At 53.5% G+C, this 16255-nt stretch carries 16 protein-coding genes; 5 read left to right on the top strand and 11 right to left on the bottom strand.

The annotated features are described in order from the left end of the window. The first annotated feature begins 39 nt into the window (after positions 1-39). Complete coding sequence (locus tag CCY32_RS04780) at positions 40-1323, top strand: Glu/Leu/Phe/Val dehydrogenase (RefSeq protein ID WP_088329451.1); 1284 nt, start codon at positions 40-42, stop codon at positions 1321-1323. A gap of 34 nt (positions 1324-1357) precedes the next feature. On the opposite strand, the gene sseA is transcribed toward CCY32_RS04780, so the two are convergent. The 5 genes from sseA to rraA form a co-directional block, all read right to left on the bottom strand. Next, positions 1358-2206, bottom strand: coding sequence for a 3-mercaptopyruvate sulfurtransferase (sseA, locus tag CCY32_RS04775; protein ID WP_088329450.1), 849 nt, complete (start codon positions 2204-2206; stop codon positions 1358-1360). A gap of 86 nt (positions 2207-2292) precedes the next feature. After that, positions 2293-3129, bottom strand: a complete 837-nt coding sequence (locus CCY32_RS04770; RefSeq protein WP_168171422.1) for an MliC family protein — start codon at positions 3127-3129, stop codon at positions 2293-2295. Then, a complete protein-coding gene (locus tag CCY32_RS04765; protein WP_088329448.1) occupies positions 3119-3820 on the bottom strand; it encodes an aspartate/glutamate racemase family protein in 702 nt (233 codons plus the stop codon). Before CCY32_RS04765 ends, CCY32_RS04770 begins: the two co-directional genes overlap by 11 nt. Beyond that, the gene (locus CCY32_RS04760; RefSeq protein ID WP_088329447.1) at positions 3820-4833 is read right to left on the bottom strand and encodes a formimidoylglutamase; all 1014 of its coding nucleotides are present in this window, start codon (positions 4831-4833) and stop codon (positions 3820-3822) included. The genes CCY32_RS04765 and CCY32_RS04760 overlap by 1 nt, the downstream gene beginning before the upstream one ends. Further along, positions 4830-5315, bottom strand: a complete 486-nt coding sequence (gene rraA, locus CCY32_RS04755; protein ID WP_088329702.1) for a ribonuclease E activity regulator RraA — start codon at positions 5313-5315, stop codon at positions 4830-4832. Before rraA ends, CCY32_RS04760 begins: the two co-directional genes overlap by 4 nt. A 167-nt stretch (positions 5316-5482) precedes the next feature. Here rraA and CCY32_RS04750 point away from each other — a divergent pair, with 167 nt between their 5' ends. Continuing rightward, complete coding sequence (locus CCY32_RS04750; protein WP_088329446.1) at positions 5483-5995, top strand: phosphatase PAP2 family protein; 513 nt, start codon at positions 5483-5485, stop codon at positions 5993-5995. A 12-nt stretch (positions 5996-6007) separates the two neighbouring features. Further along, positions 6008-7078 (top strand): MJ1255/VC2487 family glycosyltransferase, encoded by a 1071-nt coding sequence (locus tag CCY32_RS04745; protein WP_088329445.1) that lies wholly within the window; start codon positions 6008-6010, stop codon positions 7076-7078. On the opposite strand, the gene CCY32_RS04740 is transcribed toward CCY32_RS04745, so the two are convergent. The 3 genes from CCY32_RS04740 to CCY32_RS04730 all read right to left on the bottom strand — a co-directional run bounded on the left by CCY32_RS04740 (position 7079) and on the right by CCY32_RS04730 (position 9522). Then, a complete protein-coding gene (locus tag CCY32_RS04740) occupies positions 7079-8107 on the bottom strand; it encodes a succinylglutamate desuccinylase/aspartoacylase family protein (protein ID WP_168171439.1) in 1029 nt (342 codons plus the stop codon). Next, positions 8104-9009, bottom strand: coding sequence for a 30S ribosomal protein S6--L-glutamate ligase (rimK, locus tag CCY32_RS04735; protein ID WP_088329443.1), 906 nt, complete (start codon positions 9007-9009; stop codon positions 8104-8106). Before rimK ends, CCY32_RS04740 begins: the two co-directional genes overlap by 4 nt. A gap of 87 nt (positions 9010-9096) precedes the next feature. After that, positions 9097-9522: an ATP-dependent zinc protease gene (locus CCY32_RS04730; RefSeq protein ID WP_088329442.1), complete on the bottom strand. Its 426-nt coding sequence runs from the start codon at positions 9520-9522 to the stop codon at positions 9097-9099. 313 nt (positions 9523-9835) lie between these two features. Here CCY32_RS04730 and CCY32_RS04725 point away from each other — a divergent pair, with 313 nt between their 5' ends. Further along, entirely contained in the window at positions 9836-11104 is a 1269-nt protein-coding gene (locus tag CCY32_RS04725; RefSeq protein WP_141096175.1) for a sensor domain-containing diguanylate cyclase, read from the top strand. A gap of 86 nt (positions 11105-11190) precedes the next feature. Then, positions 11191-11859, top strand: a complete 669-nt coding sequence (locus tag CCY32_RS04720; protein ID WP_141096174.1) for a hypothetical protein — start codon at positions 11191-11193, stop codon at positions 11857-11859. Between the two features lie 192 nt (positions 11860-12051). Here CCY32_RS04720 and CCY32_RS04715 read toward each other — a convergent pair whose 3' ends face one another. From CCY32_RS04715 to envZ, 3 genes are read right to left on the bottom strand one after another with little or no spacing between them, the layout of a single operon-like run. Next, a complete protein-coding gene (locus CCY32_RS04715; protein WP_088329439.1) occupies positions 12052-13437 on the bottom strand; it encodes a pitrilysin family protein in 1386 nt (461 codons plus the stop codon). Next, positions 13434-14888: a pitrilysin family protein gene (locus tag CCY32_RS04710; protein ID WP_210401682.1), complete on the bottom strand. Its 1455-nt coding sequence runs from the start codon at positions 14886-14888 to the stop codon at positions 13434-13436. The genes CCY32_RS04715 and CCY32_RS04710 overlap by 4 nt, the downstream gene beginning before the upstream one ends. A gap of 57 nt (positions 14889-14945) precedes the next feature. Beyond that, positions 14946-16250: a two-component system sensor histidine kinase EnvZ gene (gene envZ / locus CCY32_RS04705; RefSeq protein WP_088329438.1), complete on the bottom strand. Its 1305-nt coding sequence runs from the start codon at positions 16248-16250 to the stop codon at positions 14946-14948. Positions 16251-16255 lie beyond the last annotated feature (5 nt).

The raw sequence follows: 16255 nt of genomic DNA, 5'->3' as shown, positions 1-16255 counted from the left end.
GGTGGATTGGTATAACACTCACAAAAATAAGGGAGAAGCATGTCTGAGAATCTACTCGACGATGCTCTGAGCCGGATTAGCCGTTTTGCCGAGCAGGCAGACGTGGCTCAGGAAGTCATCGACAGCCTGATGCAACCCAGGGCCACCAAAACCGCCAGTTTACCTGTTCGTATGGATAGCGGTGCCACAGAATACTTCACCGGATTTCGTTGTCATTACAACAATCAACTGGGGCCAACCAAGGGAGGCATTCGCTTCCACCCTAACGTCACCCTCGAAGAGGTGCAGGCACTGGCACTATGGATGACCATCAAATGCGCCGTCATGGATCTTCCCTACGGCGGTGGCAAAGGTGGCATCATCGTCGACCCCAAGAAATTGTCCCCCATGGAGCTGGAACGTTTATCGCGAGCCTATGTTCGTGCGATGGCGGATTTTATTGGTCCTCAGACCGATATTCCGGCACCGGATGTGTACACCAACGCCCGCATTATGGGCTGGATGATGGACGAATACGAAGCCATTCATCGGGTCAAAGCGCCCGGTGTTATCACTGGCAAACCGGTGCGACTGGGCGGCAGTCTCGGTCGTGACGATGCCACCGGTCGAGGAGCCTATCTGTGTACCCTGGCACTGGCACGCAAACAGGATCTCACCCCTCAGGACACCTCGGTGGCGATTCAGGGATTCGGCAATGGTGGTTATCATGCCGCACGCCTGTTGCAAAAGGCCGGCTTTAAGATTGTTGCCATCAGCGACTCCCGGGGCGGTATCTACTCCAGCGAAGGCTTTGATGTAGAAAGTGTCTATCAGGAAAAGCAACGTAGCAAACAGGTGAAGGCCGTGTACTGCAACGCCTCAGTGTGTGAGCAGGTTGATCACGACGCCATCAGCAATGAAGAATTGCTGGAACTGGATGTGGATATTCTGATTCCGGCGGCGCTGGAAGGTGTCATTCATAGGGGTAATGCCACAAAGATCCGTGCCCGCCACCTGGTTGAAATCGCCAATGGTCCGGTTGAGGCAGATGCCGATGAGATCCTCGAAGAGAAGGGCTGCATCGTGGTGCCGGATGTGCTTGCCAATGCTGGCGGTGTGACCGTCAGCTATTTTGAATGGGTGCAGAATCGCCAGGGCTACAGCTGGGACGCCGAAACGGTGCAGGAACGTCTTTCTGAACGGATGGAGCGGGCCTTTGAGGACATCTGGGAGCAATCCCGGCAACATAACACAGGATTGCGTGCGGCGGCCTACATCCTGGCCTTAAAACGTCTGGGTGAAGCGGTAGAGGCGCACGGTACCCGAAATTACTTCAATTCATGACCGAACAAACCAGGCCCCATGACCGGCCTGGTTTTCATGCCGGCCCCTGTGCTACGGGCAAATCATTGCGCGCGCCCCACTCACTCCAGGAACCATCATAAAGGGCCAGATTACGGTATCCGCATAGCCAGGCTGCCAACAACGGGACACAGGCCCTGACACCGGAACCACAGCTGAAAATCAGGCGATGATGCTCTGTCACTCCCAGCCTGTTGAAGTGTGCCTGCAACAGTTCTTTAGCGGGCAACTGCCCCTGGTGTAACAGCGCTGAAAAGGGCAGATTCTGAGCGGCGGGAATATGCCCCTGCCGGAGTCCGGCTCTGGGCTCTGGTTCACTGCCGGCAAAGCGCCCCGCAGCGCGTGCATCGATAATCAGGCTTTTGGGATCCTCAATGGCCGCTAACACCTCTTGCGCATTGACCACCCCGTCGTGTTTCAGTTTCGCCTCGAATGAACCTCGTCGTGCGGGGCTGGCTGACTCGGGGCAGGTGTCGCCTGAAATAGCCTGCCAGGCAGGTAAACCGCCGTTGAGGACAGCGACCCTGGTATGACCCATAAGACGAAACATCCACCACGCCCTGGGGGCAGAAAACATACCCTGCGCATCATAGACCACCACGTTAGTATCCGCATCGATACCCAGTTGCTGCACCAGTGCCGTAAAGCGCGCCGCATCCGGCAACATATGGGGCAGTGTCGCACTGGGATCGCAGACCACCGTGTCCATATCAAATGTCATGGCGCCTTTTATCAGGGGGGATGTAACGCGGGTCTTCTGACCCGCAGGTGCCATGCTGGCATCCAGAATACACAGATCGCTGTCGTGCAGATGACGGGCCAGCCAGGCCGGGCTAACCAAAGTCGGGAATGCATCTTCAGACATAAACGGCCCTCTTCATCAGTGACAAAACACCGCTTAACCTGTCCGCACAGGGGGGGGCGGCTCCATGTTATTCGAGCAAAGCCGCACTAGAGTCCGAGTTTTTTCGCTATGGCGTCTACTTCAGCGGGCTGCTCTTTGGTCAGCACCTTACACAGGCCCTGTTTAACATGCTGGCATTCCCCGATGTAGGTGCGGTGTCCTTCCTCCAGAATATACAAGGTCAGGTAGTACTGCATATCCGTATCTCTGGGCTCCTGCGTGCCAATCTGGAAGGGACGCTCCGTGCGCTCTCCCTGTTGGTGTACAAAAGCCGGGCTCTGAACCCAGTCCACCAGCTCGGCGCGTTGATCGGCCATAAAGGGATGGTATTTGTAGAGCCGCAAATCCAACACCGCACGATCGATGGAGGGTAAATCTGCGGGGATAATCATCTGGCCGCTTACCAGCGAGTGTGCATGGCGACTTTCTTCATTCAGACGGCTGCATTGCTCTTTCGCCTGGCGCTGATGATCATGGAACAGTGTGGCGCGCTCGCCATTCACCTGCCAGCCCCATTGCCCCCCCTGAAAATGCATTCCTTCGTGCGAAGCAACTTTGGGCAGCACATGTGTCTGCGTTTTGTAGAGCAACATGGCAGAATCACCGGTGGCGCTGTACGACACCATCACGCTCTCACCAGACTGGCAGCGGTAATGCTGCTGGCGTTCAAACTCCTGGGGAGCGGATTCAGGCACCTGAAATACCTGCAACAACTCACAGCCGCTCAGGGTAAGGATGAACAGGGGCGCAATAATCCAGCGCAGCCATCGGTGACATACGTGATGGCTGGCCATACCCTGGCAGAATGTCGCCGCAGTCAGAGGTGAACGGGACGGGGCGGCTTGCAAACCCATAATGGACTCTCCACGGTTTTCAATGCTCATGATGAAGGGCCCGTTGCACCGCGGCATCAGCATGAATACGCAGCGTGTCAAACAACGGCACATTTGTATGATGCTGCTGCACCAACAGACCAATCTCTGTACAGCCTAACACAATACCCTGTGCACCATTGGCCGACAACTGATTGATAATATTAAGGTATTCCTGTCTTGATTGCTCGTCAATTATCCCCTGGCACAATTCACTGTAGATCACCTGGTCAACCACGGCCCGCTGCGCTGGTGTGGGCAGGACAACCTCAATCGCAAAGGAATCAAACAGGCGCTGTGAAAAAAACGCCTGCTCCATGGTAAAGCGTGTGCCCAGCAACCCTACCTTAGTGATATTGCGGGTCTTAAGGTGAGCGGCCAGTACATCCACAATATGCAGTAGCGGAATAGACAACCCCGCCTGAATCTGGTCCGCCACTTTATGCATGGTGTTAGTACAAATCAGCAGAAAATCCGCACCGCCAGCCTCAACGGCACGAGCCCCCTGGATCAGGAGCTCTGCGGCCTGCTGCCAGTTTCCTTCATGCTGGCAACGGGCTATGGGGGCAAAGTCCAGGCTGTACAGCACCACCTGTGCAGAGTGCAGTCCACCGCGCTGCTGCCTGACCGCCTGGTTAATGTGCTGATAGTAACTGAGCGTAGATTCCCAACTCATACCGCCAAGCAACCCGATAGTCTGCATCAGGCGCGGGCCTTAATAAACGCGCTTACCAGCTCTGCCAGGGCCTGTCCGGTGACCCGCAGCCCCGCTGCCTCACCGGCAGGGTGACGTTCAGGTGCCGCCTCGGCCAGGTGCAGATACTGCACGCTATTCGCCTGGCTCAGTCGATGGACATAATAAATGGCATCGTCCAGTTGCACACCCGCGCTGGTAATCGCACTGGTGGGCATGTCGCTGATGGCATCCATATCCAGTTCCAGGCCCACAGGTCGGGCGGCCCCCTTTAAATACTGCTGCGCCTGCTCAAGCGCCTCGGAGAAGGTCAGCTCACGCCGCCACTGAATCTGTTGAATGCTGAACCAGGGAAAGCCAGCATACTGTAAGGCCTGTAGTGCTTCTGCCGAGTTCTTTTGTTCGTGCAGTCCAACCACGGTGTAGTGGGAGAGATAGCCTTGTTCATAGGCATAACGAAATGCATTACCACTGTGCCGGCCTTCCGGTTGTCTGAAATCGGCATGAGGATCAAGGTTGCACACCGCCATGGGCTCGGCAAGGTGTTCACTACAGGCGCGAATTAACCCGTAGGCGTTATTGTGCCCCCCGCCAATCACCACAGGAATAAGGCCTGCGGCAAAAATCGGAGCCAGCACCTGCAGCAAACGACGATCAAGCTCATCAACCTGCTCGCGCAACTGGCCGAGATCATCACTGTAAGGCAGATCATCACAGATGACTTCACCCAGTAACACCAGCGACTGAGCGCTCAACAGCGCGTTTTCCTGTAAATTCAGAAAGGCCGACAGAAAAGCCTGCCAGCCCAGATGGGCGCCGCCTTTACCACAATTGGCCCTCGGTCCGCTCTGCTCTGGCATACCAAGCAGCACCACGGACCCACCGGCAGCCTTGACAGCATGCCAGTCAGCATAATCAGAGGCCAGGTGAATACGCTGCCCTAACTTCGTCTCACCGGGGCGGGCATGCACATGATCAAGAACACGTGCTTTATCCAGCGTGCGGACGTGCGCCGGATTCATTCAATATCCAGCGGCTCAGGGGAGAGAATAATACCGGTGCTGTCTGCATACAGATGATCTTCCGGCAAAAACGTTACTCCGCCAAAGTTCACCGCAATATCCGCATCACCGGTTTGCTCATAGTCGGCGGAGACGGGAATAGACGCCAGTGCATGGATGCCAATATCCATATCTTCGAGGGTGTCCAGGTCGCGCACACTGCCATAACAGACGATGCCTTCCCAGTCGTTATCTACCGCCAGTTGCGCGGTGTTGGCATCGATCAGTGCCCGGCGCAAAGAGCCGCCGCCATCCACTAACAGAATTTTACCCTTACCCGGCTGAGCCAGAATCTTTTCCAGCAGTCCCTTGTCCTCGAAACATTTTACGGTGGTTATTTCTCCGCCATAGGAACGTCGCCCCCCATAGCTGACAAACATGGGCTCCACCACGTCGACATTATCGGCAAACAAGTCACACAGTTCTGAAGTGTTGTAATCCATGAGGTTATCCGGCACATGTGGGTGATTACCCCTCAGTATACTTTGAGATTTGTCTGTGTCCATGACGGCTTAGACTACTGTCACAAAGTCTTCTTTTTTCTGTCACCTCAGGTTCATAGGAGTTCCATAACCTGCACCCTATCGATGTTCAGGTCGAGAAACAGGTAATGAATTTGTTTGCCAGAGCAGATACACAATTATTTTACTGGCTGTTCAATAAGACACACGGTCGCAATTGTGCACCGGTGCGCTGGATTTCCCACAGTGGCGATGGCCCTCTGTATCTCGTTGCCGGTCTTATCCTGTGGTGTTTTGAGCCCTCCCATGGTGACCTGTTTATGTATAGCGCCCTCACGGCTTATGCGCTGGAATTGCCCCTTTATCTGTTGCTGAAAAAATGTTTTCGCCGCCAGCGTCCCTGTGATCTTCTGCGTAATCTGCGCGCCCACATATCGCCGTCAGACAAATTCAGCCTGCCTTCCGGACACACCGCGGCGGCGTTTCTTATGGCGGCACTGATCGCGCATTTTTATCCTTCTTTCGCCCTGCTCGTCTATGCCTGGGCCGCCATGATTGGGGTGTCCAGAGTGCTGCTGGGTGTGCATTATCCCAGCGACATTGTGGCCGGTGCCTGTCTTGGACTCAGCATCTCGGTGTTCAGTCTGACGCTGATGAGTTAACAAAGGAAAGGCATGAAAATTCTCTATGGCGTTCAGGGAACAGGAAATGGGCACACCACACGGGCCAGAGTCATGGCCCGCGCGTTTGCACAGCGCAACGATGTGGAGGTGGACTACCTGTTCTCCGGCAGGGATGCTGACAAATACTTCGACATGCAGGTCTTTGCTGACTATCAGAATCGCCGGGGCCTGACCTTTGTACATCGCCAGGGCACCATTGATCGCTGGCAAACCCTGCGCAGTGTCAGGCCTGTGCAACTGCTCAAAGACATTAGGGCGCTCGATCTGAGTCCCTATGACCTGGTGCTAAATGACTTTGAACCCATCAGTGCCTGGGCCGCCAGACGGCAGCAGCGGCCCTGTATTTCCATCAGTCACCAGGCCTCCTTCACTCATAATGTGCCGCGGCAGGGCGACAACCTCGCGGACCGTTTACTGATGAAGTACTTCGCGCCGGCCGACATTTATCTTGGTGTGCACTGGTATCATTTCGGTCATGCCATCATGCCGCCCTTCGTTGAGGATGAATATGAAAAAGGCGATAGCGGCAAAGACATACTGGTGTACCTGCCCTTTGAAGCCGTCGGTGATATTGCCACCCTGCTGGACCCCATCAGTGAGGTCAATTTCGTCTGCTTTCATCCCGATGTGGACTCGGCTTATCAACAAGGCCATATCCGCTGGCAGCGTCCCTGTAAAGACGGCTTTCATGAACAACTGAAATGTGCCGCCGGGGTGATTGCCAACGGCGGCTTCGAACTGTCCAGCGAATGTCTCAAACTGGGCAAGAAATTACTGCTCAAACCCCTGCACGGGCAATTTGAGCAACTGTCCAATGTGCTGACGCTGGAGCAGTTGGGCTTGTGTCAGAGTATGACGACGCTGGATACTGAAGCGGTGGAAAATTTTCTGGAAATGGCGCCGGCAGAGCCCATTGGCTTTCCCAGCGACCCGCAGATTCTGATCGACTGGCTGATCGCCGGGCAGTGGCAGGACACGGCCGGCCTGTGCCGACAGCTTTGGCAACAAGTAGATTTTCCGGCCCCGTTACAACGGCGGCTGGAAGCGCTGACACCAGCCTGATCAGAGTACCCTGGGCTCAAAATCTTCGGTAAAGGCATCGAAGATTTCACCGGCCTGGTCAATCAGGTCCGCAGTAAACTTAGCAATGTGAAAGAGCGCTTCTCCTTCATTGGCGATCGGGATATTCGACATCCCAATTACGACACCATCGATGGGTGAGCGAATGGCCTCTTCCATGTCACCATGGGGACTGGCGGAATAAGCCAGGATCTGGTTCTTACTCACCATTTCACCGAGTCGCACGCGACTGACAATCAGACCGTCCACCTCGTTACGCACCCATTGACTGCTGTTGGCCACCATCGGTTCAAATTTACGACGGCTGCCTCGGCGTTTCCCCATGCCCAGATATTTCATCACATTGAGAATACCGTTGAGGCCCGTGCGGATTGACGCTTCATCAAAGCGCAGGGCTTCGCCCGCTTCGTAGAGCAGGCAATGGACGCCGCGCTCTGTGGCCGACGAGCGCAATGAACCGTCCCGTTCCTTGGCATGCAGGATCACCGGGGTCAGAAATTCTTCTGCCATCGCCTTGGCTTCGGGGTCTTTGAGATCCGTACGAATTTGCGGCAAATTACTTCGATGGATAGCCCCGGTATGCAAATCGATTAGATGAGTGGCCCGGCTAAGCAACTGATCGTAAAACAGATGTGCCAGCCTGCTACCCAGCGCCCCGCGCTGAGAGCCGGGGAAGCAGCGGTTAAGATCCCGTCGGTCCGGCAAATAGCGGGTTTGCTGAATAAAGCCGAACACATTCACAATGGGTACCACCAGCACCGTCCCGTTGAGGCGTTTCGGATTCAGCCTTTTGATTAAGCGGCGACAGATCTCAATGCCGTTCAGTTCATCGCCATGAATCGCGGCACACACCAGCAATACCGGGCCGTCGCGCAAACCGTGAAAGACCTCAACATGCAAATCCATAGGCGTGTCGGTGTACAGTCGGGTCGCGGGCAGTTTGATCGACACCTGTGTGCCCGCTGTCACTTTCTGATCGGCAATCTCAAATGCCGGGCGTCTTGGCATCAGCCTTTACCTCGCGTCCGTGTTTTATGGGCCTTGGCATTTTTCTCGATAAATTCGATGATCCGTCCGGCCACATTCTTACTGGTCGCTGCCTCAATACCCTCCAGACCCGGTGAAGAATTCACTTCCATTACCACGGGTCCGTGATTAGAACGCAGAATATCCACCCCGGCCACATTCAGTCCCATGGTTCGGGCGGCGCGCACTGCCGTGCTGCGCTCCTCGGGCGTGAGACGCACCAAAGAGGCACTGCCACCACGGTGCAGGTTGGAGCGAAACTCCCCCGCTTTGGCCTGGCGTTTCATGGAGGCAATCACCTTGTCACCGATGATCAGACAACGAATATCCGCACCACCCGCTTCTCTGATGTATTCCTGCACCATGATGTCGGCTTTCATACCCATAAAGGCTTCAATCACACTCTCGGCAGCCTGACGGGTTTCTGCCAGCACCACACCAATGCCCTGAGTCCCTTCCAGTAGTTTAATCACCAGCGGCGCGCCCCCCACCATGTCGATCAAATCCGGAATATTACTGGCCTGATTGGCAAAACCGGTTACGGGCAGGCCTATGCCTTTGCGTGACAACAGCTGTAGCGAGCGCAATTTGTCGCGACTGCGGCTAATGGCCACCGATTCATTGATCGGGTAAACCCCCATCATCTCAAACTGACGCAAAACGGCGGTACCGTAAAAGGTCACCGAGGCGCCGATGCGCGGAATAATAGCGTCAAATTCCGGTAACTCTTTACCCTTTATATGCACCGATGAACTCTTCATATTGATGTTCATGTAGCATTTCAGTGGGTCGATAATATGCATTTCATGCCCGTGGGACTCCCCCTCCTCTTTCAACCTGCGGGTAGAATAAAGGTTGGGATTACGGGACAAGACAGCGATTCTCATGATTACTAAGCCTTAATAAGGAAAATGGATTTGCCAGCATTGATCGTGATACAGCGACGAAAAAGCAGTTTGGCAGCCTGTCAGAGATTAATCAAACCTCTTGGAAAGATAGGATTTTTGGGGATCGACGATGAAACGCCCCTCCATGGCCTGACGCCCAAGAAGCATGCGAAAGCGCATAGAGTCACGGTTTGTCAGTGTCAACTCGCCCGTAAACTGCTTTCCTGCAATATCCAGCGTAGTTTCGATCACATACCGGAGTTCCTCATGCCCTCCGGAGTCACGCACAGTACGCTGTTCCAATACCGGCGCCTCGCAGACCAGCTCTGTCTGATTGTCATTCTGATGCGGATGTAAATGAATACGCACCCATTGTTGCCCGGCCTTTTCAAAAGGCTCCAGCTTGAACGCATGCAAACAGGAGGTTTTTGCGCCTGTATCGACTTTCATTTTTATGTTTTCGATACCCAGGTCGGGCAATGCCGCCCACTCCCGCCAGCCAAGTGTTTGCATAAATCACCTATATGTTTAAATGAACACTGTGCACGCATATAGCATGAATCCCCCTATGCGGCCAGGAATTTACCTTAACATGCTGCTTAACGGCAATATGCATTATTTCCAATAACAGTGCACCGAATCCAGCCGCTTAGCAAGGCAGGCTAAGGCAGCCTGAAGGCAACCAACAGACATAAAGCCCCACCCAGTACAGTGATACCTTTATATACCTGATGCCAATATTTGGCGCTGTAATTGACGCAAATTTGTTCTATTATGCCCCCAATGGAATCCGGGATTCATCGTGATACCGGCTAGGGAGAGTGTTTTGTTTAGCTCATTACGCACCAAACTCACTTTATCGATGCTGATTACCAGTCTCGCTGCCATCAGTGTGATGGCGCTGATCAGCCCGTTATTATTAGAGCAGCGCTTCGAAGATCTGACCCGCCAGGAACAACTGGGACAGCTGACACAATTACTCAAGCGTCTTAAGCAACAACAAACCAACTGGGGAACAGCAGACGGGGCCCAACAACTGTTTCAGCACATGCAGGAACAGGCCCTGTTACCAACGGTGCCGCTGGACAATGAGCCCCAACTGCTGCAGCTTTTTAATATCAGACAAACCCTCGCCGATTACGCAGTCACGGATCATAACGGCTATGTGCTGAGCGGGGCAGGCCAATATGATGCCGGTGAACAATTGCCCGCCCCGATCATCAAACGGGCGCTGCCTCTTAAAGACAATGATGAGTTACTCGGTTACGCACTCAATACCGGTGCCACCCATCTTAACAGTGACGACGGCACATACCTGCTGACCCTCAGCCAGAGTATGTTGATTGGCGCCGCCGCTGGCCTGCTCATCACACTGCTGCTCAGTCTGACCATGGGTCGCAAGCTGATTACCAATCTGCGCCACCTGACCCAGGCAGCAATGGAAATGAGCAAAGGCAACCTGGACCAGCAGGTGAGCATAAAAGGCGACGATGAAGTGGCCATACTGGCCCGTGAGTTTAACCGCATGTGTCAGGAATTGCAGAATACCTATGCGGAGTTAACGGCCTCCAATGAGACGATCAGGGCGCAGGCCGAAGCCATGCAGGAGTTGTCTCTGCGCGATGAACTGACCGGACTGCATAATCGTCGCTACTTTAATCAGCAGTTCCGGCTGATGCATCATCAGGCAATGCGCTATAAGGATCCCATGACCCTGGCGCTGGGAGATATTGATCACTTTAAACTGATCAATGACCGCTTTTCTCACCAGATCGGTGACGCGGTGCTCAAACAACTGGCAAAGATAATGCAAAAAGAGGTGCGGGAGTCTGACGTGCTTGCCCGGTACGGCGGAGAAGAGTTCGTTTTGCTGATGCCGCAAACCACCGGCGAGCAGGCCGAACGACTGCTAAACCGCATTCGTGCTGAAGTGGAGTCCTACGCTTGGGAAAGCATCTGTCAGGGACTGAATGTCACCATCAGTTTTGGTATCAGCGATCAGCTGCAAAAAGACATGGGACACAGCATGCTGGTAGAAGCGGACAATAAACTCTACCAGGCTAAAGACGAGGGACGTAACAGGGTTTGCGTCTGACCCCTCTTGAGCACGCCTGACCTGGCAATGTAAGAAGCCTCGCTCGGACTATACTGACAGTTTCTTTCACACCTTCGCCGAGAAAAATGGATAAACATAGCGATAAACCCGGCCATCACCTCTGGTGGTTAGGATTGATGAGCGCACTGCTGCCCATGCTGACGATCCACCTGTGCTGGCTGGTTTCGTCATTCCAGGGCCAACTGTCCTGGTGCAACCCTTATGGCCTGAACTGTCACAGTGTCAGTGCCACGGGCCGGTATGGGGTTGCCTATTTTATCTTTAAAGGTGGCATGATTCCGGCGCTGGTGATGCTCACTTTTTATTGGTGGGTCAATCAGCAATGGCTCAACAGACTGTCTCTCGCCCGGGGCAACAAACTGATGCTCTGCGGTACCCTGGCCAGCCTGGCACTGCTTATCTATACCCTGAGCTTAGGTCATGCCGGTGACGCCTTTTACCTGCTGCGACGGGCCGGTGTGATTATCTATCTGGGCCTGACCTTTATCGCCCAGCTTATACTCGGGGCAGCCCTGGCGAAAACCACGAAAGCCGGTAAAGTGCTGTTAACGCTGTCACTGTTCACACTGGCAGTGGCATTGTGTTCTTTGCTGCTGGATGCGCTGCCCTCGGTGGATTACCAGAGCATGGACGATGCCTTTGAGTGGTGGCTTATTATGCTCCTCAACCTGCATGGGCTGGGGGTTGTCTGGCTGTGGAAACAACACAAACTGAAACTGACACTGCAGTGCTAACCGGCAATCACCGGTTGTGAGGGTGTTACAAGAGGGAACTGGCTACAGAGGCCCAACGCGCTATGTGGCGTGACAAGGTTATATGATCAGGCCATTGCTGGCCTGATAAGTTACTGACGGTATATTTCTTCTGTAGTCCGCAATGCAGACCACAGCGGTAACAGTGCGTTACCGCTGTCTCAGCACCCTGATTTACAGGTTAAATACCGTTTTTAACTGTGGAACATCATTGAGCTGATCCTTAACACTCTCATCACCCACCACAACCAGCGTCATTTTCGCCAGCGGCAGATATTTTGCCGCCAGCATCGACAACTGCTCAGGCGTGATCGCATTAATCTGCTGAACATAGGTTTCCAGTCTCGACATGGGTAAACCATGACTCTTGAGGAACCAAAGCTGATTAATGATGGCCGTGCGCGAGGAGTTCTGCAGCACATAGATGCCGGAGATATAGTTTTTAAATCCCTGAAGTTCCTCTTTGCTGGGCGCCTCGGTTTGCAAACGGGTGATCTCTTTCACGATTTCAGCCAGTGCCGGTCCGGTGGCTTCCGCTGTCACATCCGCAGTCTGATACCAGGTGCCGGATTTAACCCGGGCCACAATAGTACTGCTGGGCGAATAGGTATAGCCCTTATCCTCTCGGATATTGGAGGTAATACGGCTGGAAAATGAACCACCCAGTAAGGTGTTCATCAGTTGCAGACCGATATAATCCTCATGAGCAGGATCCACCACAGGCAATCCCAGACGCAGCGTCGACTGAGGCGCGTTTTCGCGGGGCACAAACACAAATTGTCCGGCGCCTTTACCCTCAGGTGCGTTAATGTCCCGGGGCTGACCCGCGGTCATCTGCGCAAACGCCTCACGCACCTGCTTTTCCACTGTTACCGGGTCAAATTTACCGGACACAAACAGATGGCTGCGACTGGCAACCAGATTCTGAGCCGCAAAGCCTTTGACCTGTTCACTGCTGAGTCGCTCTACCACCGCTTCATCGGCAAATACCTTGCCATACGGATGCTCCGGATACAGAGCCTCATAAAAGGCTTCAGCCGCTTGTCCCTGAGCCTGCGACTTCTGCACTTTCAGACTACGGATAAAGTTTGTTTTTGCCCGCTGCAGGTCTTCCTGCGCATAGGTCGCATTTTGCACCAGATCGGCAATCAGACCCGCTGCATCCGCAGCATAATCACTGAGCACGTCCATTTGCACATAACTGGAATTGGTAGAAACCGACGTATTCACCTGTCCGCCCATGGCAGCAGCCTGCTCTGCAATTTCCTGCGCAGAACGATTCGAGGTGCCTTCTGTGAGCAATTCGTAGGTCATATCCGATACGGCATCAAGTTCACCATCATCCACATTACCGGTTGAGGTGATCAGGCGCAGGGTGACTTTGGGTGTATCCCCATACTGCACAAAAGTGACACCCAGACCATTCTCAAGACTGAAATCATATGTCTGCGTGAGGTTAAAATCTTTTGGCTCAGAGCCTGCAGGTGGCTGCTGCTTCTCTGCCTGTGCCCCAAATGTGGCTAGCAGCATTCCGGCAATAAACGCTTTCCATTTATTCATTGTTGATCTCCTTGTGATTCAGCAGCGGGATCGTCCCCGGGTGTCAGGGTCAGAATTGTGCGATTACCCGGGCGCAGGTATTCATTCACGGTCTGTTTGATAATCTCTGGCGTTACTGCTTTAAACTGCTCTTCCAGCGTGTTGATACGCGCAGGATCATTGTCAAACAGGGCAAAACTCGCGAGTAAATCCACTTTACCGAAGCCATAAAAACCATCGATATTGTCATACAGGGAGGAGCGCAATTTCACCAGCGCACGATTGATGTCTTGCTGGGCAACAGGTTGCTCCGTCAGCTGGGCCAGGGCGCTGTCCACCGCCTGCGTCAGCATCTGCTCATCATATTCCTCATCATGGGTAAAGGAGGCCATCCACAACATCGGTCCGTTGTAATTAAACATATTGCCGAGCAGGTAGTTTATCCCGCCACTGACATCCCCGGTGAGCTGCTTGTCTTTCACCAGTTCGCGGTGCAACAGGCTGTCATCGCCCTGCACCAAGAGCTGGTCAATGATGCCCATGGCATAATACTCTGGCGTATTACGCGGTGGCATACGATAGGCAAAGGCATAAGCAGGTTTTGGTGCCAGCTTGTCATAGCGGTTGAATTTCCGCTCTTTTTCCTGACGCAGTTCAGTCAGGTCTGGCTGCTTGGTCAATTCCGCCGAGGGAATATCGCCAAAGTATTTTTCTATCTGTGCGCGGGTCTGCTCCACATCCACATCACCGGCAACCACCACCACGGCATTATTAGGCGAGTAATACTGGTCGAAAAAGCTTTGCACGTCTTCGAGTGTGGCGGCATCTAAATCTTCCAGATCGCCGTAGAAGTTGTGTGCGTTGTACCAGTTATCAAAGGCGTACTGCGGCATATCCAGCCAGGGGAAGCCCCCATAAGGCTGGTTCAGCACATTCACTTTTACCTCATTCTTCACCACTTCCTGCTGGTTCGTGAGGTTTTCCTGAGTGATAGCAAGACCGCGCATACGATCGGCTTCAGCCCACAACATGGTTTCCAGTTTATGGGCCGGAACAATCTCGTAGTAGTTGGTAAAGTCAAAACGGGTGGAACCATTCAGCACACCACCATTTTGCTGCACCAGATGAATAAACTCCATCTTGCCCAGGTTGTCTGAGCCCTGAAACATCATGTGTTCAAACAAATGGGCAAAGCCGGTACGGTCCTTAGGCTCAATACGAAAACCAATATTGTAATACACACCAATGGTGGCAATAGGCGCGGTATCATCCTCAGAAATGACCACCTTGAGACCATTGTCCAGAGTACTGTAATGCACCGGTACATTGAAACTGACCGGACTCTCAACCTGCTTGGAGGCTTCTGCCAGCTCCTCTGCCATGGTTTCGGTCTGCGTCTGCTGGCGGGGCGGCTCACTACAGCCCTGCATCAGTATCAGCGCTGCGGGCAGCGCATATTTCAGTATCCTCATAAGCTTGTTCCTTTTTATGTTTTAGTTACCCAATTCACCAGCTGCGCACGCGCCAGACTACCCGCGAAGTGCCCTCACTGGCAGAAATACACTGGCCTGTAATCCACCTTGCGGGTGATTGGTCAGGCTAATGCGTCCCGAATGCATATCCACGATACGCTTAATAATCGCGAGGCCCAAACCTGAACCCATACTGCCCCGCGCTTTGTCACCCTGTGTGAAGGGCTGAAACAAATTCTCTATTTGCTCCTCCGGTATCCCTGAACCGAAATCGCGTATACACAATGACACCTCACGGTTTTTAGCATCGTAGTGCGAACTGATGGCAATGTGATCACTGCCATAACGAAAGGCGTTATCAATGAGGTTTTCCAGTACCCGCTTCATCGCCACTTTACGCAGTTGTAAATCGGGAATCTCGCCCAGGTGCAGCTCGATCTCATGGTGCGACTCGATGTGTCTGGCTCTGACCACATCGTCAACAATACTGTTGAGGTTAACCCGCTCCACTTTCTCCTGACGGTCCTGACGTACATAGTTGATAAACTGATCGATGATATCGTTCATATCTTCAATATCGTGACTGATTCCGTCACGAATCCATTCCTGCTCATCAGGAAGCATTTCAGCCGCCAGCCGGATACGGGTCAGGGGCGTGCGCAGATCATGGGAGACGCCGGCGGTGAGCAGATTACGGTCATCCTCAAGTTGTTTAACACCCTTGGCCATCTGATTAAACGCCCGGGTTACCGCCATAATCTCAGTAGAACCTTCTTCTTTGAGCGACTTAGGATGCTCACCTCGGGCTACGGTCAGGGCCGCGCCCTGCAATGCCTGTAATGGACGATTTAACCGGCGCACAAACAACCAGCCACCGGCGACACTGAGTACGCCAATCACCATCAGGTAAATGGTCAGGGGAGAAATATCCGATTCACCCAACCCCTGCATGGGCACCGTGATCCAAAGGTTCGGCGCCTGAGGTGGATTGACCCAGAATAATGACGGACTGCCGGGGCTGATACGCACATCGGCGCTGCCACCCAACTCCACTGACATCTGCCGCGACAAAAACTGATAGTAGCGAGCCTGATTCAGACCCGCTTCACGGGCCTGGGCTTCGTCCATAATGCGGATACCCGTTGCCTCATAAAACGCTTTGTGCAGCGCCGGATCTTCATGATCCAGCCCTTCAATAAAAATGACTTTGATTTGGGTGGCCAGCAAGCTGTTAATTTGCTGATAACTGGGGCGAATAAAATAATAGGTCACCGACAAATACGAGACGACCTGATTGATCAAAAGCAACATGCCAATCAACAGCACCGTCTGCGCAAAGGCGCTGCGGGGGAGAAAACGCATCGTCA

The sequence above is a fragment of the Lacimicrobium sp. SS2-24 genome (assembly GCF_002201535.1).
Classification (GTDB): Bacteria; Pseudomonadota; Gammaproteobacteria; order Enterobacterales; family Alteromonadaceae; genus Lacimicrobium.
This window is presented reverse-complemented; position numbering and strand designations above follow the sequence as displayed.

Coding starts and splice junctions, on each gene's coding strand:
- CCY32_RS04780 (WP_088329451.1), top strand. CDS start 40: ATGTCTGAGAATCTACTCGACGATGCTCTGAGCCGGATTAGCCGTTTT.
- sseA (WP_088329450.1), bottom strand. CDS start 2,206: ATGTCTGAAGATGCATTCCCGACTTTGGTTAGCCCGGCCTGGCTGGCC.
- CCY32_RS04770 (WP_168171422.1), bottom strand. CDS start 3,129: ATGAGCATTGAAAACCGTGGAGAGTCCATTATGGGTTTGCAAGCCGCC.
- CCY32_RS04765 (WP_088329448.1), bottom strand. CDS start 3,820: ATGCAGACTATCGGGTTGCTTGGCGGTATGAGTTGGGAATCTACGCTC.
- CCY32_RS04760 (WP_088329447.1), bottom strand. CDS start 4,833: ATGAATCCGGCGCACGTCCGCACGCTGGATAAAGCACGTGTTCTTGAT.
- rraA (WP_088329702.1), bottom strand. CDS start 5,315: ATGGATTACAACACTTCAGAACTGTGTGACTTGTTTGCCGATAATGTC.
- CCY32_RS04750 (WP_088329446.1), top strand. CDS start 5,483: ATGAATTTGTTTGCCAGAGCAGATACACAATTATTTTACTGGCTGTTC.
- CCY32_RS04745 (WP_088329445.1), top strand. CDS start 6,008: ATGAAAATTCTCTATGGCGTTCAGGGAACAGGAAATGGGCACACCACA.
- rimK (WP_088329443.1), bottom strand. CDS start 9,009: ATGAGAATCGCTGTCTTGTCCCGTAATCCCAACCTTTATTCTACCCGC.
- CCY32_RS04730 (WP_088329442.1), bottom strand. CDS start 9,522: ATGCAAACACTTGGCTGGCGGGAGTGGGCGGCATTGCCCGACCTGGGT.
- CCY32_RS04720 (WP_141096174.1), top strand. CDS start 11,191: ATGGATAAACATAGCGATAAACCCGGCCATCACCTCTGGTGGTTAGGA.
- CCY32_RS04715 (WP_088329439.1), bottom strand. CDS start 13,437: ATGAATAAATGGAAAGCGTTTATTGCCGGAATGCTGCTAGCCACATTT.
- CCY32_RS04710 (WP_210401682.1), bottom strand. CDS start 14,888: ATGAGGATACTGAAATATGCGCTGCCCGCAGCGCTGATACTGATGCAG.
- envZ (WP_088329438.1), bottom strand. CDS start 16,250: ATGCGTTTTCTCCCCCGCAGCGCCTTTGCGCAGACGGTGCTGTTGATT.